At 61.0% G+C, this 24360-nt stretch carries 16 protein-coding genes and 1 tRNA gene; 6 read left to right on the top strand and 11 right to left on the bottom strand.

All coding sequences use genetic code 11. The features are described from left to right. The first annotated feature begins 11 nt into the window (after nucleotides 1-11). The 3 genes from AC56LN_RS00970 (at nucleotide 12) to AC56LN_RS00960 (ending at nucleotide 2645) form a co-directional block, all read left to right on the top strand. A complete protein-coding gene (locus tag AC56LN_RS00970; protein WP_499569476.1) occupies nucleotides 12-1730 on the top strand; it encodes an ArnT family glycosyltransferase in 1719 nt (572 codons plus the stop codon). Between the two features lie 270 nt (nucleotides 1731-2000). After that, on the top strand, nucleotides 2001-2468 hold the full coding sequence (locus AC56LN_RS00965; RefSeq protein ID WP_499569475.1) for a hypothetical protein: 468 nt from the start codon (nucleotides 2001-2003) through the stop codon (nucleotides 2466-2468). 92 nt (nucleotides 2469-2560) lie between these two features. Continuing rightward, nucleotides 2561-2645, top strand: a tRNA-Leu gene (locus AC56LN_RS00960). A gap of 96 nt (nucleotides 2646-2741) precedes the next feature. On the opposite strand, the gene AC56LN_RS00955 is transcribed toward AC56LN_RS00960, so the two are convergent. The 3 genes from AC56LN_RS00955 to AC56LN_RS00945 form a co-directional block, all read right to left on the bottom strand. Then, the gene (locus tag AC56LN_RS00955; protein ID WP_499569474.1) at nucleotides 2742-3059 is read right to left on the bottom strand and encodes an ATP-binding protein; all 318 of its coding nucleotides are present in this window, start codon (nucleotides 3057-3059) and stop codon (nucleotides 2742-2744) included. Nucleotides 3060-3552: 493 nt separating this feature from the next. Beyond that, nucleotides 3553-5883, bottom strand: coding sequence for an NACHT domain-containing protein (locus tag AC56LN_RS00950; RefSeq protein WP_499569473.1), 2331 nt, complete (start codon nucleotides 5881-5883; stop codon nucleotides 3553-3555). Between the two features lie 566 nt (nucleotides 5884-6449). Next, nucleotides 6450-7406 carry an aromatic alcohol reductase gene (locus AC56LN_RS00945; RefSeq protein WP_499570761.1) on the bottom strand — a complete coding sequence of 319 codons (957 nt, stop codon included), beginning with the start codon at nucleotides 7404-7406 and terminating at the stop codon, nucleotides 6450-6452. Nucleotides 7407-7586: 180 nt separating this feature from the next. Between AC56LN_RS00945 and AC56LN_RS00940 the strand changes: the two genes are divergently transcribed. Beyond that, a complete protein-coding gene (locus tag AC56LN_RS00940; RefSeq protein WP_499569472.1) occupies nucleotides 7587-8483 on the top strand; it encodes a LysR family transcriptional regulator in 897 nt (298 codons plus the stop codon). A gap of 104 nt (nucleotides 8484-8587) precedes the next feature. On the opposite strand, the gene AC56LN_RS00935 is transcribed toward AC56LN_RS00940, so the two are convergent. The 3 genes from AC56LN_RS00935 to AC56LN_RS00925 all read right to left on the bottom strand — a co-directional run bounded on the left by AC56LN_RS00935 (nucleotide 8588) and on the right by AC56LN_RS00925 (nucleotide 12395). Then, entirely contained in the window at nucleotides 8588-9856 is a 1269-nt protein-coding gene (locus AC56LN_RS00935) for a sensor histidine kinase (RefSeq protein WP_499569471.1), read from the bottom strand. Further along, entirely contained in the window at nucleotides 9853-11406 is a 1554-nt protein-coding gene (locus AC56LN_RS00930; protein ID WP_499569470.1) for an ATPase domain-containing protein, read from the bottom strand. Before AC56LN_RS00930 ends, AC56LN_RS00935 begins: the two co-directional genes overlap by 4 nt. A 233-nt stretch (nucleotides 11407-11639) precedes the next feature. Continuing rightward, complete coding sequence (locus AC56LN_RS00925; RefSeq protein WP_499569469.1) at nucleotides 11640-12395, bottom strand: substrate-binding periplasmic protein; 756 nt, start codon at nucleotides 12393-12395, stop codon at nucleotides 11640-11642. A 253-nt stretch (nucleotides 12396-12648) separates the two neighbouring features. On the opposite strand from AC56LN_RS00925, the gene AC56LN_RS00920 reads away from it, so the two are divergent. Together AC56LN_RS00920 and AC56LN_RS00915 are read left to right on the top strand one after the other, a co-directional pair. Beyond that, nucleotides 12649-16011, top strand: coding sequence for an MHYT domain-containing protein (locus AC56LN_RS00920; protein ID WP_499569467.1), 3363 nt, complete (start codon nucleotides 12649-12651; stop codon nucleotides 16009-16011). Next, complete coding sequence (locus AC56LN_RS00915; RefSeq protein ID WP_499569466.1) at nucleotides 16008-17003, top strand: response regulator; 996 nt, start codon at nucleotides 16008-16010, stop codon at nucleotides 17001-17003. The genes AC56LN_RS00920 and AC56LN_RS00915 overlap by 4 nt, the downstream gene beginning before the upstream one ends. 337 nt (nucleotides 17004-17340) lie before the next feature. Here AC56LN_RS00915 and AC56LN_RS00910 read toward each other — a convergent pair whose 3' ends face one another. From AC56LN_RS00910 to AC56LN_RS00890, 5 genes are all read right to left on the bottom strand, one after another. Further along, the gene (locus AC56LN_RS00910; protein WP_499569465.1) at nucleotides 17341-18519 is read right to left on the bottom strand and encodes a glycosyltransferase family 4 protein; all 1179 of its coding nucleotides are present in this window, start codon (nucleotides 18517-18519) and stop codon (nucleotides 17341-17343) included. 12 nt (nucleotides 18520-18531) lie between these two features. Continuing rightward, nucleotides 18532-19671 (bottom strand): glycosyltransferase family 4 protein, encoded by a 1140-nt coding sequence (locus tag AC56LN_RS00905; protein WP_499569463.1) that lies wholly within the window; start codon nucleotides 19669-19671, stop codon nucleotides 18532-18534. Next, complete coding sequence (locus tag AC56LN_RS00900; RefSeq protein ID WP_499569462.1) at nucleotides 19668-20597, bottom strand: NAD-dependent epimerase/dehydratase family protein; 930 nt, start codon at nucleotides 20595-20597, stop codon at nucleotides 19668-19670. Before AC56LN_RS00900 ends, AC56LN_RS00905 begins: the two co-directional genes overlap by 4 nt. Nucleotide 20598: 1 nt before the next feature. After that, nucleotides 20599-21639: a GDP-mannose 4,6-dehydratase gene (gene gmd / locus AC56LN_RS00895; protein WP_499569461.1), complete on the bottom strand. Its 1041-nt coding sequence runs from the start codon at nucleotides 21637-21639 to the stop codon at nucleotides 20599-20601. A 302-nt stretch (nucleotides 21640-21941) separates the two neighbouring features. Further along, nucleotides 21942-24254, bottom strand: a complete 2313-nt coding sequence (locus AC56LN_RS00890) for an NADP-dependent malic enzyme (RefSeq protein ID WP_482896344.1) — start codon at nucleotides 24252-24254, stop codon at nucleotides 21942-21944. Between the last annotated feature and the right edge of the window lie 106 nt (nucleotides 24255-24360).

Below are 24360 nucleotides of genomic sequence, written 5' to 3'. Positions count from 1 at the left end.
CAGACTTATCGATGAAACCAGTCCGTCTTCCCGCCGCCGCCACCCTCGCACTGCCCCGCTGGGCCTTGCTTGCGCTGGGCCTGTTCTACATCCTGCCCGGCCTGATCGGCCGCGACCTGTGGAAGGAAGACGCCGCCAGCTTCGGCATCATGTGGACGATGGCGCATGGCACGCTGGCCGACTGGCTGTATCCGAACATCGCGGGGCTCGCCAGCGTCGATGAAGGGCCGCTCGCGTTCTGGCTTGGCGCCGTGTGCATCAAGCTGTTCGGCTGGCTGCTGGGCGACGTGCTGGCCGCCCGCGTCTCGACGATCGGCATCTTCGTGCTGGGCACGATGTCGCTCTGGTACACCGCCTTCCACCTGGGCCGGCGCGCCGAAGCGCAACCGCTGCGCCTGGCCTTCGGCGGCCAGCCCGAGCCGGACGACTACGGCCGCATGCTGGGCGATACCGCCGTCCTGATCTACCTCGGCAGCCTGGGCCTGCTGCTGCAAAGCCACCTGACGCTCGCAGCGACGCTGCAGGGCGCGCTGCTCGCCTTCTTCCTGTACCGCGCCGTGCGCTACGTCGAACTGGCCAGCACGCGCAATGCGGTGCTGGTGGGCCTTGCCCTTGGCACGCTGGCGCTCACGCAGGGCTTCCTGCCGCCACTGGTGCTGATCGTGGCGCTGTTCGCCTGCACCCGCTACCTCGAGCTGCCCACGCCGCGCGCGCTGCGCGACCTGGCTGTCGCCGCCGGTGTCGGCTTCGGCATCACGCTGATCTGGATCGCGCCGGCCACGGTATTGCAGCCCTACGGCCTGTCGCCGGTCTCTGACTGGCTCAACTGGAACGCGCGCCAGATCGGCCTGCCCGGCTGGCCGGCGCTGAAAGCCTTCTTCCGGATCGGTATCTGGTTCTTCTGGCCAGCCTGGCCATTCGCCCTGTGGGCGATCTGGGCCTGGCGCCGCCAGCAGATGCTGCACATCGTGCTGCCCGTGTTCTTCTTCCTGGCGCTGGTGCTGCAAATGCTGGCCGACCCGTCGCCCGAAAACAGCGACTTCCTGAAAATGCTGCCGCCGCTGGCCCTGATGGCCGCCTTCGGCCTGCCGACGATGAAGCGCGGCGCGATCAACGCCATCGACTGGTTCTCGGTGATGGTGCTGACGATGCTGAGCGCGATCATCTGGCTCTTCTGGATCGCCAAGCTGACCGGCTGGCCGGCACAGCTGGCCAAGAACGCGCTCAAGCTGGTGCCGGGCTTCACGCCCGAAATCGGCGTGGTCACCTTCATCGTGGCGGCCGGCGCCAGCGTCGGCTGGATCATGCTGGTGCACTGGCGCCTGTCGCGCCAGCCGGCGGTACTGTGGCGCGCCGTGGTGCTGTCCTCCGGCGGCCTGATCCTGCTGTGGGTGCTGTTGATGACGCTGTTCCTGCCCGACCTGAACTACGGCAAGAGCTACGCCGGCGTGGCCCAGCAGATCGCCGCCCGCCTGCCAGCCGACGCGAACTGCATCGCCACCAACGTCGGCGCCGCCCAGCGCGCCTCGCTTGCCTTCTACGGCCGCCTGCCATTCGTCACGCTCGCCGGCGGCAAGTGCGACTACGTGCTGCTGCAAGACAGCCTGCGCAACCGCCGCGACGCCACCCTGCTGCCGAAGTGGAACGTGCGCGACGCGGTGCCGCTGTGGGAAGGCCGGCGCGCTTCGGACCGCGACGAACGCTTCCGGCTGTTCCGCCAAAAGCCCTGAGTACTTTCCCCCTCTTAAGCCGCACTGTTGTGCGGCTTGTTCGTTCTGGGTCGATGAACTGTCCAAAAATCACCTGTGCGCGGCAAGTGTTGTCTTTATGAGAAGCTGGCTTCAACGAATGCGTGTTTGCGCGCAGTCAAACGTCAGCCACTGGGCGCTCGTCACAATGATCAGGTTAATGACGATTCAACTAATAGTCGGCTGGATATTGCACCAGTTTTCTTGATCAGCGTGAACACGGACCGATGCGGGCAGCCAGGGGAGAGCAGCATGAACAGCGTGACATTTTCTGAAATCGAGCGCGTCAGGAAACGCCCTGGGTTCCTGCAGCGCATGGACACCTGGCGCCAGTCGCTGCCCTGGGCGCTCACGCTGCTGGCTGGCCTGCCACTGCTGGTAATGGCCTTGCACCTGATCGATCCCACCACCCCGATGCCCTTCCTCGTGGTCCCCGCTGTCGTCGGCGGCCTGCTCCCCATCTGCATGCTGGGTCCGGGCCGCTTTGAAATGCGCAGCCGCGCCGACGACTGCCAGATGATTGCCAGGCTGGACGAAGCGCTTGGAGCGCTTGGCTACCGGCGTACGGCCGCCGACAGCACCAGCATCCGCTACTTCCGCCCCCGCCCCTGGCTGCGCGGGCAGGAAGGCGCGATCGATGTCGAGGTGCGTGAGCATGTGCTGGAGATTGTCGGGCCGATGGGGAGCTTGCGGTTGTTGCAGCATCGGATGACGTGTTAGTCAGAGCATCCATCTGGCAGCCCCCTCACCGAATTTCGCGGCGCACTGGCCAGCTGAGCAATCGATGTGCTAAGATGCCCGCCTGCGATTGGGCCTCTGTGGCGGAATTGGTAGACGCACTTGACTCAAAATCAAGCGCCGTAAGGCGTGCCGGTTCGATTCCGGCCGGAGGCACCACCTACTCGCATCACGTATTCGTATTACGCTTAAAACCCGCAATCTTCCCAGGAAGTGCGGGTTTTTTGCTATATGGTCTTCGCCTCATTAAGGCGGTCAGCCGAGCGCGACCATCGGCGACCGAATCGCAATCATCACCCCGCCCCGCCGCCTATTACTGACACTACCCGTCCCTAAATGCAGCTTCCAAATTCGCCGCGCGACATACAGCCCCAGTCCCGGACCAGTGGCATTGTCATGCTCCTGCAGCTTGAGCGCGCAAAAGACATACGGCAGATCGTCTGCATCAATTTCCGCCCCGGAATTGGCGATATCGATCTTGACCCATGTCTTGGTACGGCGGATACCGATACCGGTCACCCCGCCGACCGGCGTTAACTTGAACGCATTGAGAAACAAATTCCAGCTCTGCACTCCAGCTCAAGGGTCGGTCCTACTTTGAGGGTTGGCCTGGCGTCTGGGCACGAAGTCTAAGGTAGTCAAACTTGTTTCCCAATTATCAGTATCGCTGAATAGATATCGGCTTTTCTGAAAGATATCCCCTAGCTTTGGAGATGAGGTAAGGCATTTAATCTAATTCGGACTCCGATTTGGCTTGTGCAAAGCTGAGTCTATGTCCGAATTTCAGATTTGGCCCCATTCTCGTATAAACCCAATTCTTTTGACCCCAATTTGTCTTCAATCGAAATTACTTTAAAAAATTGAAGTGGGGCCAAACGAACCACTAGCACACAAGCCATTCAAGTGACGGAATAAAAACCTCCTCTTAATGGCACGTTTAGAACGCTTAATTACTACTCATCAAAAATATTTAAAAAATTACTCAAAGAAAAATAATTCGAAATATTTATTTGAAAAATCGCGAATAAGAGACCGTGCCTCGTATTAAGCTATATGTGAAATATTTTCAAAGCAGCGCCTTCACCTTCGCAACTAGCGGATCTAAGCTCAATGATGGAGCGACTAAAATCGCTTCAACCCGATTTGCTTGCTTACGAACTGGGTGTACAACATCGCCGGTGATAAACACAAGACCCTCAATCTCAAGGATCTGAACCACTCGATCGATATAGTCAGCAACAGTTGACTGGGTAATTCCGCGTCGAAGCGCATTTGTCTTTCTTCCACCACCTGCCTGCTTATATAACTTCCGCAAGATAGTGATCAATGCTTTTAATTGAGGCGGTAGATTTGATTGCAAGACCGCATTTGTGGTACCTAGTTGATCATAATTTTCGACATCGCAGTTAAAGAACATCTCAGGTGGAAGCCCTGCCGAATCAGAAACACCCACTATTTTATTTATCATACAATTCTGGAACGTCACACCACCGTTCATACCCGCAGGGCTTAAAATTACTTCAGAAATAACACAGTCTTTGAAAGTTATTCCTTTCAATGCAATTTCTTCAATACTGATACGTCCAATTGCTGCCGCCTCAACGTCGATGTCATTAAAGTTGACAAAGGAGAGCTCTTCCTCAAATGCCACAAAAATAGCTACTGAAACCAAATCAGATAACGTCTGCCCTGACCCTGGAATATTTCGTGTTTGGCGGAAAAGGTTTTTAGCTAACGATACTAGAGTACTACTATTAAAACCATCGCGAATTAACAAGTAGGAAGCCATCATTACTGCTTTTGGCCTAAGCTCCGCGATAGGCCTTAAAGTATCATTTTTGAAGTTATCGACGACAAGCCGATAGAATGCACTTCCTTGAAGAGCAGCAAGCATATCTTCGTCGACAAATGATCGAGCACCTAAGTCTTGATCACGTTCAGTTAAGCCGGGAAGACGTTGGAGTTGAGCAAGTACGCCTTCGCCGGCCGCTTGACCAGTCTCATAAATAAATGCGCTGGAAAGGTCTGTACCGGTTATTGGCCCAGTACCGGAAGAACGCTCTCTAACTAAGAAAGCTAATCGCTCCATAACGGCACGTAGCGTCTGAGCTTCCATTGTAGAAGACTCGAGTGTCGCTTCCCGTTCTGTTATTTTCCTTAAAAACGTGTCCCATGCATAAGGGAATCCACTGCTGGAATCAATTGCAACGATCTCACTTATTAAATCTCGCTGTATGAGATAAGAAATTAATAGTGGTTTACGAGGCAACCAATCGGGCAATTTTTGTTCAATACCGTTTTTAGTTAAAAATTCGTTTACGCCAGCTTCAGTAAATTCGCCAAGTCGAAAAACTTTGCAGTGCTTCCCACCAATTGATAGCGCCGATGAAATCTCGTTCTCATCATCGAAATAGTGATCTCGCCCACAAAGTAAAACTCCGACGCCGGGAGGAATTTTTGTGATGAAATCTCTCACACCACTTAATGCTTCCCGACGAGCTTTTCTCATAAAAGTCTTATCATCTTTACGAATGACGCCTTGAGATGCCACTTCGTCAAAGCCATCTACCAAAAGATGTGCTAGGCCAGCTCTCCAAGCGATAACAAGATCTGGGCGCGGGTTATATCCTATCGAACGAGCATGACGGTCCAAAATCTCATCTGAGTAGCTTTGTCCCCAGTGTTCACGAAGATTTAATACTAGTGGAATTGGACGAGAGTTCTCTTGAAAATATTCGGATGCAAGTCTCAAAAATACTTGGCGGGTAGTGATGCTTTTCCCAGAGCCAAACGGAGCGATTATAACTGCGATATTCCCTTCTCGAACACATTTTACAATGTCATCAAGCGAACTCTGTCTACTCGTGGAAAAATTTAATGCACGATTTGCTGGCTTGTCATCAATCAGTGTGACAGGCAATTCAACATATTTAGAGTCATCGATATTTGTTGAATCGTTATGTAAGTCTCTCGCGGAACCAAACGCCGCGTTTTTCCTCAGTGACACATAGCGATTTCCATCAAAAAAGCGGCGCCGGAACTGTTCGAGAGTTAAAGGAGTTACTTTATTTTTTCGAGCAAATTCAATATGCTGAGCATCAAGCTGCTTTTCCGTAATAAACCATTTTGAAACTTGTGTGGCTGTTTTTTCTTCATGAGCTTCAGCAGCGTTCAACTTTAGTACGTCATCCTTCGTTTTTTTCAGCTTAGTACTAGTCGTTACCATTATTAAATGGCTCACGTCGCGCAATCGAGCTATTCCATCAAGCTCTTGGATGTATATGTCATTTGGATAGTAAGATGGCTGACACTGCCCAGGTGCTAATGACCAAATTGCTTCCGCGACTCGGCGAACTTCAGCTTCAAACTCCATATTGTATTGACGATCATCGGACATCTTCTCTCCCTAGTTATCAGAAAATAATATCCGATTTAAAGCCAATGAGCGAGCGAAAAACGGCCATTTTCCAAAACCGAACTACACTTTCAAAGTGAATAGTTGATAAAATATAATTTTTAGTTAGTAATACTTTAAGATGCTTTCCTTCCGTTCTCCAACATATCATTGGAACGGATCATGGCAGTTTTGGGGTGCAGAAAAATTTCAACGGTTAGAAAACAGCATAGAGCCGATATCTAGAAATCGAGCGCGCTGCCTATGGTTGAAATACTGCTACAAGGACGCTGTAAATAGCAACGCTAAAAGTTCCGGCGTCACTAGAGGTTGCGATGTCAGGTCTGACATTCAGACACGAGCTCTGGAGGTTCCGGTGTCAGGTTTGACATTCAGACGCGAGCTCTGCGATGATTTGGCCCCTTGATTTTTCGAGCGCATCTTGACAATCCAGCGGATACTTTAACATTCCCTTAAGTTAGTAGAGGATGTGTCCAGATATCAGACTGACACAGCCAATGGATGGACATCGCCAATGGACGTTGGCGCCTAAGCCCTGTGGATGAATACTAATTGCTACGGCCAGCAACCAGGTTTGCATCGATCCACGACGCCACGTCGGTCACCGAAATAGCGCGCCGGGTATTAAAACTGCCACTTTTATCCCAAGCGACACCCCTGCCCTGGGCAAAGGCGGCACGATATTTGCGCATCATGTTATGTGGGTCGCGGGCCAACTCGTCTAGCAAGTACGCCTCGCTCCACGCCGAACGGCGGAAGGGTTGGCCTAGTGCCGCTTGCAGCTTGTCGGCCACTTCCCCATACGTCACCGTGTCACCCGCTAAATACACGATGTCGTTCCGGATACGGGGCTGCGTGAACACGACTTCGGCAGTCAGAACGCCGATGTCATCTGGCGTCGTCAGCGTGACAGCCGTGTCGAGGCTGCCAAGAGCGTGAACGGCATTTTCTTTAAGATCGACGACGCCGAATTCTGGCTCGAACAGGTAGCTCATGAACATACCGGTCGAGATGATGACCCACTCAGTCTGGTGCTGACCCCGCAGCAATTCGCGCACGTCCAACTGGGCGTCGAAGATGTCCTGCGGACTGCCGCGACCGATTACGTCAAAATCGACGCCGAACTGCCATGGGAAATATCTGGGAATTCCCGCTTGCAGGGCAGCACGCGCCAATTTCATTGGCGTATCGATACCCGCTGCATAGCCAGCACACCCAATGACTGTGTCATATTGCGCGAATACTTCAGCCAGCTCGTCGATGGAGCTTTTCACAAGATCGCCGATGATGATGTCGATCCCGAGATCCCGGATTTCGGCCACATCACGCTGCTTGTCTGGCACATTGGACATGACGGCGCTTGCGCGCAGCAACACGCTAATGGTCACACCGTCGATGTCCTTCGCGCGTTGCGCGAGACTGCGCAGTACGGGCATCCCGAGTTCCCCGGCACCGAGTACAAGAATCTTTTTAGACATCGCGTCAGGATCTGCCCGGTTCGTCATTAGCGGTACCGATAATTGGCGGACTTGGTTGGACATGTTGGCTTCCCCTCTAAAGTTGATACCTGCACTATAGGGGGCCCAACGATGCGGAAAAAGTGGTCCTGGCGGTTTTCAACGTGCAGAAAATGCGAACAATGGTGGGTTATAGTGCCGTTTTCTGTATAGCTATCAGGACAACAAATGGATCGCGTACAAGCAATGCAGGTGTTTGTTCGAGTCGTCGAAGGCAAGAGCTTCGTACGCGCAGCGCAGACTCTCGGCTTACCGCCGTCATCCGTCACAGGCATCGTTAAAAGGCTTGAAAAACATTTGCAAATCCGGTTGCTGAACCGTTCAACCAGAAACCTCAGCTTGACACCGGAAGGTGAGCAGTACTTCTACCGTTGCCGCGAAATACTCGACCTGATTGACGACACGGAAGCTAGCCTGAACGGCTCTGCCGAGCGCCCGCAAGGGAAGTTGCGGGTGGATATGCCGGGGGGCATTGCGCATGCCTTGATCCTGCCGCGTCTGGAGCAATTTCAGCAGCGCTACCCCGATATCTATCTGATGATCGGTATAAATGATCGGCAGGTGGACCTGATCCAGGATGGCGTCGATTGTGTGATCCGTACCGGCAACCTCAATGACTCGACGCTGGTCTCGCGCCGTTTAGGGGAGTTGCGCTGGATTACTTGCGCGGCGCCGTCCTACTTGGAAGAAAAGGGGACGCCCAAGACGCTGCTGGATCTGCAGGCACACCAGGCTGTCCACTACTTTTCTGGCACGACGTGGCGGGGAAGTGAGCTGCATTTTGTCGAAGATGGAAATTGCGTCGCCGTGCCGGTGTCCGGCAAGGTTGCCGTCAACGAGACTGGGCTTTACATCAAGCTTGGCATCGACGGACGCGGCCTGATTCAGTTGGCGGAGATGCTGGTGGCGGAACAATTGCAGGCCGGTGAGTTAGTCGAGGTGCTGGCCGACTGGCGGCCAGCACCTGTTCCTGTCTCACTACTTTACCCCCACCACCGCTTTCTCTCTCCGGCAACGCGTGCGTTTGCCGACTGGACAGCCGAACTGTTTACCAGCGTCGGATAAGGGTCTTGAATTCAACCGGTCGACGCAACACACCAAACTCTGGGCAAGCAGACGGCGTGTTACGGTAAAAAACCGCAATCTTCCCAGGCAGCGTGGCTTGGTTGCTACTCACGCTCAGCATCACCAGGCGCCGCCACCCCAACTCCGGCCACCGGCAACCGAATCGCAAACGTCGCCCCCCTCCCCCGCCCTTCACTGCTGACACTGAGCGTCCCCTCATGCAGCTCCACAATCCGCCGCGCGATATACAGCCCCAGTCCCAGCCCGGTCGCATTGTCATGCTGCTGCAGCTTGAACGCCCCAAACACATGCGGCAGATCGTCCGCCTCAATGCCCTGCCCCGAATCGGCGATATCGATCTCGACCCATCCCCCACTGCGGCGGATACCAATGCGAATCACCCCGCCCACCGGCGTGAACTTTACCGCATTGAACAGCAAATTCCAGCACACCTGCTGCAGCCGCTGCCCGTCGGCCTCGAAGCGGATGTCCGCGCCGTAATCGGCAGGCGTTACCTGCATCAGGATCTGCTTGGCGTGCGCATGCGGTTCCACCGTGGCGATGGCTTCGCGCAGCACCTGCCCCAGCACGATCGGCTTGCGCACGATGGACATCTGCCCGGTCAGCGTGCGCGCCGCGTCGATCAGGTCGTCGACCATGCCGGCTTCCTGGCGCACGTGCACGCGCATCGATTCCAGGCCGCTGACGGCTTTCTCTGGCAGGTCGGGAATCGTGCGCAGCATCAGCTCGATGCGCATCGACAGCGCCGACAGCGGCGTGCGCATCTCGTGCGAGACGGTGGCCAGGAACAGCTCGCGCGTGCGGTTCACACGCGTCAGGTCGTCGATGGTTTCGCGCTGCCGGTCGAGCGTGCTTGAGAGCGTGCGCAGCAGGGTTTCGTAGGTGGCCATGCGCTGCGCCGAGACTGGCGAATCGAGTCGCACCTCGCTCCACAGCAGGTGGCCCGACACGCCGATCTGCCGGCCGATGCGCTCGCAGGCCAGGGGCGAGCTGAAATCGGCAAAGCGCCAGCCGAATACCAGCACGCCATACACATTGCCATGCAAGAGCAGTGGCAGCGCGCGCACGCAGAAGCCTTCGCTGAATTCGCTGGCCGCTGGCGTGCCCTGCTGGCAGACGTCACGCGCCAGGCTGCGCTCGAGCGCCGTGCCGGGGCCGTCCTCGGCCCACAGCGTCGACTGCTCCGCGAGGAAGGTCGACATGCGCGAGCCGGTCAGCGGCCCGATGCGGCGCACGCCGGCCGTGTCGTAGACCGACGTCACCAGCCCGGTCGCCTCGGTGTACTGGCGCAGCGGCGCGCGCCAGTCGTCCCAGTCGATGGGCGGCTTGTCGGGCAGGTCGACGGTGATCACCGGTTGGTTTCGGCCGGCTGGTGCGTCGACTCGGGCAAAGGCTCGCCATTGGCGACGGCTTCCTCGATCATCGGACTCTGGCGCGATGGGGACCGCGACAGCAGGCCGTAATACGACGAGAACGGCAATTGCGGTACGGCCTGGGTATTGTTGTCGCTTTCGTCCAGCAGGCTCAGGCCGCCCACGCCGATCGTGTATTCGCGCGTCACTTGCAGGTTGCGGCTGCCGCGCACTTTCGGCACCGCCAGCGCGCGGCGCAGCACCGTGGAGATTTCGACGTAATTGAGCAGGATGATGTTGTCGACCAGGTGCGAACCCTTGAGCTCTTCGCTGATCTGCGACACGCCCAGCAGTTCCGGGCTTTCATAGTTGAACAGCGTCGTGGCCAGCCGGTTCTTGAAGAAGCTCGCCAGCGCGTACAGGTAATCAGCCACTTCGCTGCGGCTGGTCATTTCGTACACGGCGATCGAATCGAACACGACGCAGTCGATGCCTTCCTTTTCCACCAGCTTGATGATGCGGTCGAAGTGCACGTCCAGTTCGAGTTCAAGCGGCGACTCATAATGGATGAACAGATCGCCCGCATCGACCAGTGCCTGCAGGTCGAAGCCGAGGGGCTTGGCGTTGCGCATCAGCTGGCGCGCGTGTTCATCCAGGCTGACCAGCAGCGCCTTGTGGCCATTCTTGATGGCGTCGCTCAGGAACTGCACGCTCAGCACCGTCTTGCCGGTGCCGGAAATGCCGCTGACCAGTGTCACCGAGCCCTTGTAGATGCCGCCGTCCATCATCTTGTCGATCGCGGCCGAGCCGGTCGACAGGCGCTCTTCCGAGGTCGGCTGGTCGGGCGACATGACCGGGCGCGACTGGGCGCGGCGGTACACGTGCACGCCCTGGTGCGCCTCGATGCGCATGGTGTGGCTGCCGCCGATGAAATCCTGGCCGCGCGACTTGGCCACCGTCAGGCGGCGATGCACGCGGCGGCGCGCTTCTTCGAGCGTCAGCGAGATGATGGTGTCGAACACGAAGCGTTCATGCGCCAGCACGCCGCCGAGCGACGCGTCCTTCTCGGCCGTGACCATCGTCGTCACGCCCAGGCGCGTGAGGCCCTCGATCAGCAGGTGCACGTCTTCGCGGAACGGGATGTCGTTGCCTTCGGCGTACAGGCGCAGTGGCGTCAGGCCGTCGATCAGCAGGCGCTTGGCGCCCATCGCCAGCAGCGCGGCCGAGAATGCACCGTCGCTGCTGCGAAATTCGCTCATCAGCACAGCCGGGCTGGTCTGGATGATCTTGATCTTGCCCTGGTCGATCATGCCCTGCAGGTCCCAGTCGAAGCCGGCGGCGTCGCGCAGCAGCTTGGCCGGGTCGAGCTCGAACGAGACGATGGCGCCCGGCTCGTCGAAATCGACGGCGCCGCGGTAGATGAAGCCCAGTCCCAGCGTCGTCTTGCCCGCACCGGGCGGCCCTTCGACGAGCAGGTTGTTATTGCGTGGGATACCGCCGTGCAGGATCTCGTCCAGCCCTACAATCCCTGTCCTCACCAACGCGCTCATGAACTCACCTTTTTTGCAGAATGGGGCAGCTTAGCATGTGTGCAAGCTGCGCTCCAGCAGCAGCGGCATGCGGCCGGGTCGTCTCTGCAGATTCATGGTCTTCGGTATCGAGCGTACGGCGCGCAAAGGTTTGCCGTTCGGGCAAATCCAGCGCGCCGCGATGCCGATATTGCGACCACGCGTTCGCGCGCGCCTTGAGCTGTCACATGCATGCCATGACGCACCTGGCGCGGTCAGCGTGATGTAGCACGCCGCTCGTAACGCCGCTCGATGGCGCGTGCCGTACCGTCGCGCTCGATCGCTTCGAACGCGACATTCAGGCGCTTGACCAGTGCATCGGGAACGGCCGGATTGCAGGCCAGGTAGACGGCGACCTGGTTGAACACGAACACCGGCACGATCTGCTTGTCCCAGCCATTCTTCGCCAGCACATCGCTGCCCGCGCGCCAGCTGGCGGCCCACAAATCAATGCGGCCCTGCAGGAGCTTGGGCGGATTGAGCATGTCGTGGGGCGATGTGTCGACGACATGGCCCCGGCTACGCAGATAGCTGTCGCGGGCGTCGCCGGCGTAGGTGCCGATGCGCAGGCCGCGCGCGTCTTCCAGGCTGGCGATGGGCCAGGCCCGGTCGATGCGGCCCATCAGCACCCACTGCGCCACGTCGGTCGGCCCGATCCACTTGAACAGTGCTTCCCGTTCGGGCGTGCGGGTGGCGGAGTACACGCAGCCGTTGGCCTGCTGCAGTGCGGCCGCGTAGGCGCGTTTCCAGGGCAGCAGCGTGATGTCGTGGGTGACGCCGGCCCGTTCCATGACAACCCGGATCTTGTCGGTGGCAATGCCGACCACGCGCCCGTCTTCGAGCATGCTCGACGGTGGAGAACTCTCGGTGGTGATCGACAGGTAGGGCGCGGGCGGCGGGGCCCCCGACGCCAATACCGCCGGGCTGCCTACCAGGATGACAACGCCGATGCAGAGTTGCAAAAATCGCATGTGGTTCTCTTGGGATGGCCGCCCGCCAGCGCGGGGCGCGGGGAAGACGAAAGTCGCTCTTTATGTCTCCAGCATACCAGCGAGCATGATTTTTACGCAATGAACAGCCTTGCGTGGTCGCGACGACGCTACAAAACACAACAATTCGTCCAACTTTCTCGTGTGCAACGACACGTCAAATTCAGAAAATGCGATACTTTAGGTTAGTGCCATGTGGAAGTTTTATTTACTTCACAACAACCTTAAGCCCGCTATGCTGCCTTCGTTCGCCGTCCCTGAAGACCCATCCCTGCTCACCTACGGGATCTACGACCCCACGCTGGTGGGGCTGTCGCTGCTGGTGGCGATCTTCTCGTCGTGGATGGGGTTGCAGGTTACGGGCCAGGCCAGCGCCCATCCGTCGCACCGCGCCATCGCGCTCGGCACGGGCAGCCTGGCGCTCGGCGCCGGGGTCTGGTCGATGCACTTCATCGGCATGCTTGCCTTTGATTTGTGCACGCCAGTGCATTACGACCATTGGACGACGCTGCTGTCGGCGCTGCCAAGCATCGGTGCCTCGTGGGTGGCGCTCAGCCTGATCTCGCGTCCCGAACTGCGCCTGTCCCATTTGCTGGTGGGCGGCGTGCTGGTGGGCGCCGGCATCGGTGCGATGCACTATGCCGGCATGGACGGCATGCGCATGCGCCTGTCGCTGCACTACGATCCGTTCACGTTCGCGGTCTCGATCCTGGTGGCCGTGATCCTGTCCACGCTGGCCCTGGGCGTGCGCCATGGCCTGTCGCGCTTCCAGTCGGTGTCCGAATCGCGCCGTCTGCTGCTGTCGGCCTGCGTGATGGGCTGCGCGATCGCCGGCATGCACTACACCGGCATGGCGGCTGCGCGCTTCTCGGGCACGGTCGATCCGGGCGGCGCGGGCAGTGCCAGCAGCGGCTTCCTGGCGCTGTCGATCACCGTGACCACGGTGGCGCTGTCGGCGGCCGTGCTGGGCGTGAATGGCCTGCTGCGCTATCGCCAGATGTTCCAGGACCTGTCGCGCAGCGAAGCCTGGATGCGCGCCCTGCTCACCACCACGATCGACGGCGTGATCACGGTCGGGCGCGACGGCATCATCACTGAATTCAATGCCTCGGCCGAGCGCATTTTCGGCTGGGGCCGCGACGAAATCGTCGGGCGCAGCATCGGGCTGCTGCTGACCGAGCGCGGTCGCGCCGCCGACTTCAATGTGCTGACCGTACTGGCGCGTGGCAGTCTCGATGGCATCAAGACCAGCACCGAGACCTGGTGCCTGCACAAGGATGGCCACGAAGTCCCGATCCGCGGCGCGATCGGCCACGCACGCCTGGACCAGCAGGACCTGTTTGTCTGCTTCGTCACCGACATCAGCGAGCGGCGTGCGATGGAAAGCGCGCTACAGGCCAGCGAGCAGCAGTTCCGCTCCCTGATCGGCAATATCCCCGGCATCTCGTACCGCAGCGCGATCAACGACGACTGGCCGATGATCTTCATCAGCGATGCGGTCGAACGCGTGACCGGTTATCCGGCGCGCGACTTCCTGGGCAGCCCGCCGCGCCGCGTGTTCGGCGCGATGATCCATGCCGAAGACCGCCTGCGGGTGGGCAAGGAAACCAGCGCGGCGATGCGCGAAGACCGGCCATACCTGGTTGAATACCGGCTGCTGCACGCCGATGGCAGCGTGCGCTGGCTCTGGGAAAACGGCAACGGCGTGCATGACGAGGCAGGCAACGTCCAGTACCTGGATGGCGTCATCCTCGACATCACCGAGCGGCGCGAAATGGAAGAAGCGCTGCGCTGCGCCAAGGAGAAGGCCGAGCAGGCCGCGGCTGCCCGCGCCACCTTCGTGGCCAATATGAGCCACGAGATCCGCACGCCGATGAATTCGATCCTCGGCTTTACCGACGTGCTGCTCGACGGCGAACTCGATGCCGAACAGCGCCACCATCTGGACACCGTACGCAGCGCCGGCCGCGCCCTGCTCCGGCTGCTCAATGAAATCCTCGACACGGCCAAGCTCGAAAAAGGCGCCGTCGAACTCGAACAGAACGACTACAACCTGCTGTCGCTGATCGATGAACTGTCGTCGACGCTGGCAGCCAATGCGCGCGCCAAGGGCCTGCACCTGGACATCCAGTACGATCCGGCGCTGCCCACCGGCCTGCGCGGCGACGAGCTGCGCATGCGCCAGGTGCTCACCAACCTGCTCGATAACGCGATCAAGTTCACCGCCACCGGCGGCGTGACCTTGACCGTGGGCGCCGATGTCGACCAGCTGTGCATCGCCGTGATCGACACCGGCATCGGCATTGCGCCCGACCGCCTGGCCGCGATCTTCGATCCGTTCACCCAGGCCGACGCCTCGATGACGCGCCGCTTCGGCGGCACGGGGCTGGGCACCACGATCAGCAAGCAGCTCGTCGAGCTGATGGGCGGGCGGATCTGGGCCGAGAGCACGCCGGGCCAGGGCGCGACGTTCCACGTGCGCGTACCGCTCATCCTGGCGCGCTTTGGCAACCAGGCGCCACGCGTGCGCAGCGCGGCCGTGCTGCCGCCGCTGCGCGTGCTGGTGGCCGACGACGTGCCGCAGAACCTCGAACTGATGCAGCTGTTGATGACGCGCCGCGGCCATACGATGACGGCCGCGCGCGACGGCGGCGCGATCGTCGAACTGGCCACCAGCGGCGACTACGACGTGGCGCTGATGGACTTCCAGATGCCGGTGATGGACGGTCTGGACGCGACCCGCGCCATCCGCGAGCACGAGGCGCGCCATGGCACCGCGCGCCTGCCGGTGATTGCGATGACCGCCAGTGTGCTGGCCGAGCACCGCCAGGCCAGCGTGGACGCCGGCATGGACGGCTTTGCCAGCAAACCGGTCGACTGGTTTGCGCTGTCGCACGAGATCGCGCGCGTGCTTGGCCTGGAAGGCGGCGTGGCGGCGGAGGCGGCGGCCGTCTCGACGGCGCCGCGCGAAGTGCTCAACCGGCGCGCCGGCCTGCATCGCTGGAGCAACCGTGAAGATGCCTATACCGAGGCACTCGAACACTTCCGCCGCCAGTACGCGCAGCTGGATGGCGCGATGCGCCTGCATGCTGCCGGCGGCGAGCACGTGCAGCTGCGCATGCTCGCGCACAAGGTGCGCGGGGCCGCTGCCAACGTCGGCCTGGAACGCTTGTCCGATGCACTGGCCACGCTGGAGCAGGCGACCAACGCGGTACCGACCGACGAACGGCACGCGGCGGCTGCGCTGGGCGTGGCAACGCAGGCGCTCGAAGCGGCGCTGGCCGCGATCGGCAACGCCGACGCTGCACCGGCCCTGGCGGCGTCCGGCGCCACGGTCGACCTGGCACGCGCACGGCGCGCCGGCGGCGTGCTGCTCGAAGCGCTGCGCCGCGGCGCCCTGAACGACGGGGCCATGACCAGCCTGGCCGTGGCGCTGGCCGCCCATCCGGTCATCACCCGCGTGGTCCAGGCGCAGTCGGCCATTGCCGATTTCGATTTCGATCTCGCCCTCGATCACCTGGAGGCCGTGATGGCCATCCTCGGGGACGAACCCTCTGACGGCGCGCCTGGCGACGCCACCAACGATCCTTCCGTATGAACCAACCGAACAACCGGCCGCTGATCCTGGCTGTCGACGATGAAGCCAGCAACCTGCAGCTGCTGCGCCAGATCCTGCAGGACCACTACCGCCTGCTGTTTGCCAAGGACGGCGCCCGCGCGCTGGAACTGGCGCGCCAGGAGCAGCCCGATCTGGTGCTGCTGGACGTGATGATGCCCGGGATGTCGGGCTACGAAGTGTGCGCGGCGCTGAAGGCCCATCCGGCCACGGCCTCGGTGCCCGTGATTTTCGTGACCGCCCTGACCGAGACTGCCGACGAGATCGAAGGGTTCGAGGCGGGCGCCGTCGACTACATCACCAAGCCGGTCAGCCCGCCGGTGGTGCGCGCGCGCGTGCGCACCCACCTGTCGCTGGTACGCATGGAAACGCTGCGCGCGAGCCGCCTGGAGATCGTCCAGCGCCTGGGCCTGGCCGCCGAATACAAGGACAACGAGACCGGCCTGCACGTGATCCGCATGAGCCATTTTTCGCGCGTCCTGGGCATCGCGGCCGGGATGAACGAGCTGGAAGCGGACGACCTGCTGCACGCGGCGCCGATGCACGACGTGGGCAAGATCGGCATCCCGGATCGCATCCTGCAAAAACCGGGACCGCTCGACCCCGACGAATGGAAGATCATGCAGAGCCACGTGACGATCGGCGCCGAGATCATCGGCGAACACGCCAGCGGCATGCTGGCGCTGGCACGCAATATCGCGCTCACCCACCACGAAAAATACGATGGCAGCGGCTACCCGAACGGCCTGGCCGGCGAAGCGATTCCGCTGGTGGGCCGCATCGTGGCCATCGCCGACGTCTTCGACGCGCTGACCTCGGTGCGCCCCTACAAGAAAGCCTGGACCGAAGACGACGCCATCGCCTTCCTGCACGACCAGAAAGGCCGCCACTTCGACCCCCAGCTGGTCGACCTCTTCGCCGCCCGCCTGCCCGCCATCCGCGACATCCGCACCCGCTGGGCCGAAACCACCTGACCCCAAAACCCAATGAGGGTCAGAGTAGAATTGTTGGGCAATTATCCAAAGTTGCCAAACAATTCGACTCTGACCCTAATTATTTTGGGGGCTTTTTCGACGGTGCGCGGGGTTTCTGATGCCGGCTGTAATTGAATTTCTCGAGAGCTTTAAATAAACCGCCAAACTGGCAAAAATTAATGAGGGTCAGAGTCGATTTATTGGGCAATTCCTCAAAGTTGTCAAACAATTCGACTCTGACCCTAATTGTTTTTCAAGAGCTTTTGAGAATGAAATTGCGTTGCTGACCGTGATTGGGGATGCGATCGGCGTTGCCGATCGCTGGTGATGCGGTGTCTCAGACTTTCGTCTGCGGCAAAACTGCGCTGGTTTGCTCGAGCGCTGTAGTGCTTGAGCCGGTGGCGCGGCGGGCTACCAGGTCGTGGTAGAGGGCGGTGTAGTTCGCGGCCATTTGCTCGGAGGTGAACAGCTCCTCGAAGCGTGCGGCGGCGCGGCGGCCCATCGTGCGTGCCAGTTCGGGGTTGTCCCACAGCGTGCGCATTGCGGCGCGCAGTGCCAGCGCGTCCGATGGCGGGACCACCAGGCCCGTGTCGCCATCGATGTTGATGTACGTGGTGCCAGTGCCGATTTCGCTCGAGATCATGGGCTTGCCGTACATCGCGCCTTCGAGCAGCGAAATGCCGAAGGCTTCCGAGCGCAGGTGCGACGGGAACGATACCGCGTAGCACAGCGTCAGCAGCGCAGCCTTGTCGGGTTCGTCGATCGCGCCGACGAACATGACGTTCTTCAGGCCCAGGCGCGCGGCTTGTTCCTTGAGCTCCTGCTCGATCGGCCCGGCGCCAACGATGACGACCGGGTAATCGGTGCCGGCCGCCGCCTCGAGCAGGATGTGCAGGCCCTTGTAATAGCGCAGCACGCCCACGAACAGGAAGAACTTCGGACCAACCCGCTCGCGCCAGTGCGCCAGGCGGTCGGGATCGGGCTGCGGGTAGGTGGTGCGGTCCAGGCCGAACGGGATCACGCTGGTCTTGCCCGGATAGCGCGCCAGCACGGTCGACGAGCCCAGGTAATTGGGCGAGGTCGCAACGATGGCGTCGACGCTGCGCAGGAAGCGGTGCTTGAGCGGCTGGTACAGGCGCAGCAAGTGGCGCTGGCGCACGATGTCGGAGTGGTACGTGACCACCGTCGGCTTGTTCACGCGCGCCATGAAGTGCGCCAGGTCCATGAACGGCCACGGGAAGTGGTAGTGCACGACGTCGACGTCACGCGCCAGGCGCGCCAGCGCGCCGATCGACTGGACCGAGATGGCGTTGGACGCGATCTCGGCATTGAGAGGGACCCGGTGCACCATGTGACCTTCGAACTCGAACGGCGCGAGGTTCTGGTGGCGCGACAGCGACAGCACGGTATTGGTCACGCCAAGGCGCCCGGTGCCCACGGCCATCTGCCGGATCACCTGTTCGACGCCGCCCACTGAATCCGGGTGGTAGGTCTTGTAAAAATGGAGGACGCGCATAATCAACTCAGCTTACTGCGAAAGTACGGCTCGGTACACGTTTGCCGTCAGGCGTGCGGTGTTTTGCCATGTCAGTTGTTCGGCACGTGCACGCCCGGCGGCGATACAGCGCGTGCGCGCAACACTGTCTTGTGCCAGCGTGCGCATGGCCTCGGCCAGTTCTCCCGCCGACAACGGGTCGACCAGCAAGGCGGCATCGCCCGCCACTTCGGGCAGCGAGGTCGTGTTGGACGCCACCACCGGCACGTTCGAGGCAAACGCTTCGAGCACCGGGATCCCGTAGCCTTCGTACAGCGAGGGAAAGACGAATACGCCGGCGCCGGCATACAGGTGACGCAATTGTTCCTGGTCGGTCAGGCGATCGAGCCAGACGAGGTTTTCACCCGCCGCGCGCGCCGCCCCCATGCTGGCCACCAGCGCCTCGCTGCGGCTGCCGGGCGCGCCGACGATCACCAGCGCGCGTTCGGCGCGCACGGCCGCCGGCAGCATCAGCCAGGCGGCCAGCAAGCGCTCGACGTTCTTGCGCGGCTGCAGCGTGCCCACGAACAGGAAATAACCCGCCTGCAGCTGGTAGGTCGCGAGCGTGGCGCGCGTGGCCTCCGGCGCGGGCGGCGTGAGCCAGCTTTCATCGACGCCGCACGGCACCACCGTCACGCGCCGCTCGTCGATGCCGAAGCACTCGACCAGCTCGGGAATGGCAAAGTGCGACAGCGCGATCACGTGGTCGGCCTTGCGCGCCGCCCTCGCCTGCAGCTGGTTTTTCAGCGCGCGCAAGCGCGGGTTGCACCACTCCGGGTGCTTGATCGGCAGCGCGTCGTGCAGGCTGGCCACGACCGGGCAATCCATGCGCACCACGCGGTAATCGGTCACATGGAACACGTCGAGCGGCATGTGCACGCGGTGCGCGGTCGGCGTGACCAGGTCGAGCAGCGTGGCCGCTTCAAACGAATAGGGAAAGGCCTGGCCGACACTAATGCCGGCAGCACCACTGCGCGCACGCGGCCAGGACCACGGCGTGACCGCGCAGCCGGTGGCTGGCAGGTGGCGCAGCAAGGCATTGGTGTAGACGCCGATGCCATCGAGGCGGCCGCCCGTCAGGCCCGGTTCGATCATGGTCGTCCCGAGGCCGACGTTGATCGCTGCGGCATTCACGCCAGGTACATCCAGCGCAAGGTCTCGTACAGCGGCGTCGGGGCCAGGTCGCCCACCACGGCAGTCAGCTTGCGGTTGCTGCCAGTCAGTTGCAGCACGTCGTTCGCGCGCACGAAGGCCGGGTTGACCTGCACATCGATGCGGTAGCCGGCGATCTCGCCCATCATCTCGATCACGTTCGACAGCGAGTGCGGCGTGCCCGAGCAGACATTGAACGCTTCGCCGGCCGGCGCTGCCGCCAGGATGCGACGGTAGGCACGTGCCACCATGCGCACATCGGAGAAATCGCGCGCGATGGCAAGATTGCCCAGTTCGATGCGCGCCTCGTGGCGACGGAAATGCGAAACGATTTTCGGCAGCAGGAAATTATCCGCCTGCCCCACGCCGGTGTAGTTGAACGGTCGCACGATCGTGATCGGCAACTTGTCCATCCACAGGCGCGCCATGTATTCCATGGCCAGCTTGCTCACCGCGTAATCGTTGGCCGGTGCCGGCGTCACGTCTTCATCGATGACGGGGACGCTGGCATTGCCGTAGATGTTGGCCGACGAAGCCAGCAGCACGCTGCCTGGCCGGTGACTGCCCGCAGCCAGCGCCTCGAGCAGATTGCGCGTGCCCACCACATTGACGCGGTAGATGGCTTCGACGTTGGCATGGCCGACAAACGCAATGCCGGCCAGGTGCGCCACGACATCGGGCTGCACCTCGGCGACCATGGCGGCAACCGCATCGCGGTCGCACAGATCCACCCCAAACATGTCGGGGCCGATCTCTTCACCCGGCATCACGGTGCCGAACACGCGGTAGCCGGCGGCCGTCAGTTCCTGCGCCAGGTAATACCCGGTAAAGCCGCGCAGGCCCGTGATCAGGGCGCGCCGCCCTTCCCCTTCACGCAGCAGGGTGTCGTCCGTGGCCAGGCGCGTCATATCAGAACGAGAAGCCCAGTTCGTTGCGACGCAGGTCGGCATCGACCATCATCTGGCACAGCTCTTCGAGCGTGGTCTTCGGCTCCCAACCCAGCTCGCGCCTGGCCTTGGCCGGATCGCCAATGAGCAGCTCGACTTCGGCCGGACGGTAGAACTTCGGCGAGACGCGCACCAGTTGCTTGCCGCTGGCGGTGCAATGGGCCACTTCGTTGTCGCCGCTGCCGCTCCAGTCGAGCGTCACGTCGACGGCCTTGAAAGCCATGCTGACGAAATCGCGCACGGTCTCGGTGCGGTTGGTTGCCAGCACGTAGGTGTCAGGCTTGTCGGCCTGCAGCATGCGCCACATGCCTTCGACGTATTCCTTGGCAAAACCCCAGTCGCGCTTGGCATCCATATTGCCCAACTCGAGCACGTCCAGCTTGCCCAGCTTGATCTTGGCGACGGTATCGGTGATCTTGCGCGTGACGAACTCACGGCCGCGCAGTGGCGACTCGTGGTTGAACAGGATGCCCGACGAACCGAAGATGTCATACGACTCGCGGTAATTGATCGTCATCCAGTGCGCGTACAGCTTGGCCACGCCGTACGGGCTGCGCGGGTAGAACGGGGTTTCTTCGATCTGCGGGATCGCCTGCACCTTGCCGAACATTTCCGACGTCGACGCCTGGTAGAAGCGGATCTTCGGGTTGACGATGCGGATCGCCTCGAGCAGGTGGACCGCGCCCAGACCGGTGATCGATGCGGTGGCCAGCGGCTGGTCGAACGACACGCCGACGAAACTTTGCGCGGCCAGGTTGTAGACCTCGCCTGGCTGCGCCGTTTCCAGCAGGCGGATGCTCGAAGCCAGGTCGGTCAGGTCATATTCGACCAGCGACAGGTTCGGATGCGTGGTAACGCCGAGCTCATCCATACGCCAGAAATTGACCGAGCTCGAACGGCGATAGGTGCCGGTGACGTGGTAGCCTTTTTCGAGAAGCAGTTGCGCCAGATAGGCGCCGTCCTGGCCGGTGATGCCGGTGATGAGGGCTCGTTTGTTATGCATATGATGGATGATTTGAGGTTGGTCTTGCAGGCGCAGTGTGAAGAAAAACGCGCCCGGCCAAACGAAGATTGTAACAGAGGAGGTCGCCAGACTGGCTCGCGCTCCAGATTTTCGTGCAATTCAGACAACGCTTATCCGGATAATTATGACGCGAAAATGACGCGGCAAACGGGGCGCTTACGGTTTGTTACGTGTGTCCCGGCGAGGCGACAAACACGCGACAAAGCGGTGACAGCCCGAGACAAAGTGTGTCAACAGCGACGCGTGGACGGCCAGGCCATCCACGCGTTCACCCATCACCCTCAGCGCGGCGAGACGGCCTCGACGACGGCCAGCGCCGTCATGTTGACGATCCGGCGCACGGTGGCCGACGGGGTCAGGATGTGCACCGGCCGCGCGCAGCCCAGCAGCACCGGGCCGATGGCGATACCGTTGCCGGCCGCAGTCTTGACAAGATTGTAGGCAATGTTCGCGGCGTCGATGTTCGGCATCACGAGCAGGTTGGCATCGCCCTTGAGCGTCGAGTTCGGCATGATCTTGGCGCGCATCTTGGCGTCGAGCGCCGTGTCGCCATGCATCTCGCCGTCGATTTCGAGGTCGGGCTTTTTCTGCTGCACGAGGGCCAGCGCGGCGCGCATCTTTTGCGCCGATTCCGAATTGGCGCTGCCAAAGTTCGAGTGCGACAGCAAGGCTGCGCGCGGCACGATCCCGAAGCGTTCCATCTCTTCGGCCGCCATCACCGTAATCTCGGCCAGTTGCTCGGCGTTCGGGTTTTCGTTGACGTGGGTATCGACCATCGCCAGCTGGCGTTCCGGCGTGATGACGAAGTTCATCGCCGCATACACCTTGGCGCCGGCGCGCTTGCCCAGCACCTGGTCGACGAATTCCAGGTGCATCTGCGTGGTGCCATAGGTGCCGCAGATCATGCCGTCGGCTTCGCCCTTGTGGATCATCATCGCGCCGATCAGCGTGTGGCGGCGGCGCATGGCCAGCTTGGCCAGGTCCTGCGTGACGCCCTTGCGCATCACCATCTGGTGATAGCTCTGCCAGTAATCGCGGTAACGCTCGTCGAAATCGGGATTGATGACATCGAAGTGCACGCCGAGCTTCAGGCGCAGGCCGAATTTCTCGATGCGCTGCTCCAGCACGGCCGGGCGGCCGACCAGGATCGGGCGCGCCAGTTTCTCGTCGACCACCACCTGCACGGCGCGCAGCACGCGCTCTTCTTCGCCTTCGGCGTAGACGATGCGCTTGAGCTCATCCGGCGCGCTCTTGGCGATCGTAAACAGCGGCTTCATGAAGGTGCCGCTGCGGTACACGAACTGCTGCAGGCTCTCAGCGTAGGCGCCCAGGTCCTCGATCGGACGGGCCGCAACGCCGCCGTCCATCGCGGCCTTGGCCACGGCCGGCGCGATATGCGTCAGCAGGCGCGGGTCGAACGGCATCGGGATCAGGTATTCCGGACCGAACGACAGGTTCGAGATGCCATACGCCGAGGCCACGATGTCCGACTGCTCGGCATGCGCCAGATCGGCAATCGCGTGGACCACGGCGATTTCCATTTCGCGCGTGATCGTCGTCGCGCCGCAATCAAGCGCGCCGCGGAACATGTACGGGAAGCACAGCACGTTGTTGACCTGGTTCGGATAATCCGAACGGCCGGTGGCGATGATCGCGTCGCTGCGCACGGCTTTCACGTCTTCGGGCAGGATTTCCGGATTCGGGTTGGCCAGCGCCAGGATCAGCGGGCTCGGGCCCATCGATGCGACCATTTCTTTCTTGAGCACGCCGCCAGCGGACAGGCCCAGGAAGATGTCGGCGCCCGGGATGACTTCGGCCAGGCTGCGGTGCGGCGTGTCCTGGGCGAAGCGTTCCTTGTCCGGGTCCATCAGTTCGACACGGCCTTTGTAGACCACGCCGGCCAGATCGGTCACGAAGATGTTTTCGATCGGGAAGCCCAGGTCGACGATCAGGTCGAGGCAGGCCAGCGCGGCCGCGCCGGCGCCGGACACCACCAGTTTGCAGGACGTGATGTCCTTTCCCACGACTTTGAGGCCATTGAGGATCGCGGCGCCGACGATGATCGCGGTGCCGTGCTGGTCATCGTGGAAGACCGGAATCTTCATGCGCTCGCGCAGCTTGCGCTCGATGTAGAAGCACTCGGGCGCCTTGATGTCTTCGAGGTTCACCCCGCCAAAGGTCGGCTCGAGCGAAGCGATGATGTCGACCAGCTTGTCGGGATCGGTTTCGTTGATCTCGATGTCGAACACGTCGATCGCGGCAAATTTCTTGAACAGCACGCCCTTGCCTTCCATCACCGGCTTGGAGGCCAGCGGGCCGATATTGCCCAGGCCAAGCACGGCGGTGCCGTTGGTGATGACTGCCACCAGGTTACCGCGCGCCGTGTACTTGTAGGCGTTGGCCGGATCCTTGACGATCTCTTCGCATGGCGCCGCGACGCCGGGCGAGTACGCCAGCGCCAGGTCGCGCTGGTTCAGCAGGCCCTTGGTGGGCGTGACGCTGATCTTGCCGGGACGTGGGAACTGGTGATATTCGAGCGCTGCTTGGCGCAGTTGCTGACGCAATTCTTCTTTTTTGTCAGATGACGAATCCATGCTGGGAGGCCTTCCTGGTGCGAAACGGGGCTTTCGATTCTATCAGACAGGGTGTTGGCAGCGCCTACGTATTTTCAACATGCTTATGTGCGGTTGCAGCAAAAGC

This window comes from Telluria sp. ZT3P26, assembly GCF_059686035.1.
The sequence above is the reverse complement of the archived record's forward strand: the minus strand, read 5'-3'. Positions and strand labels throughout refer to the sequence as shown.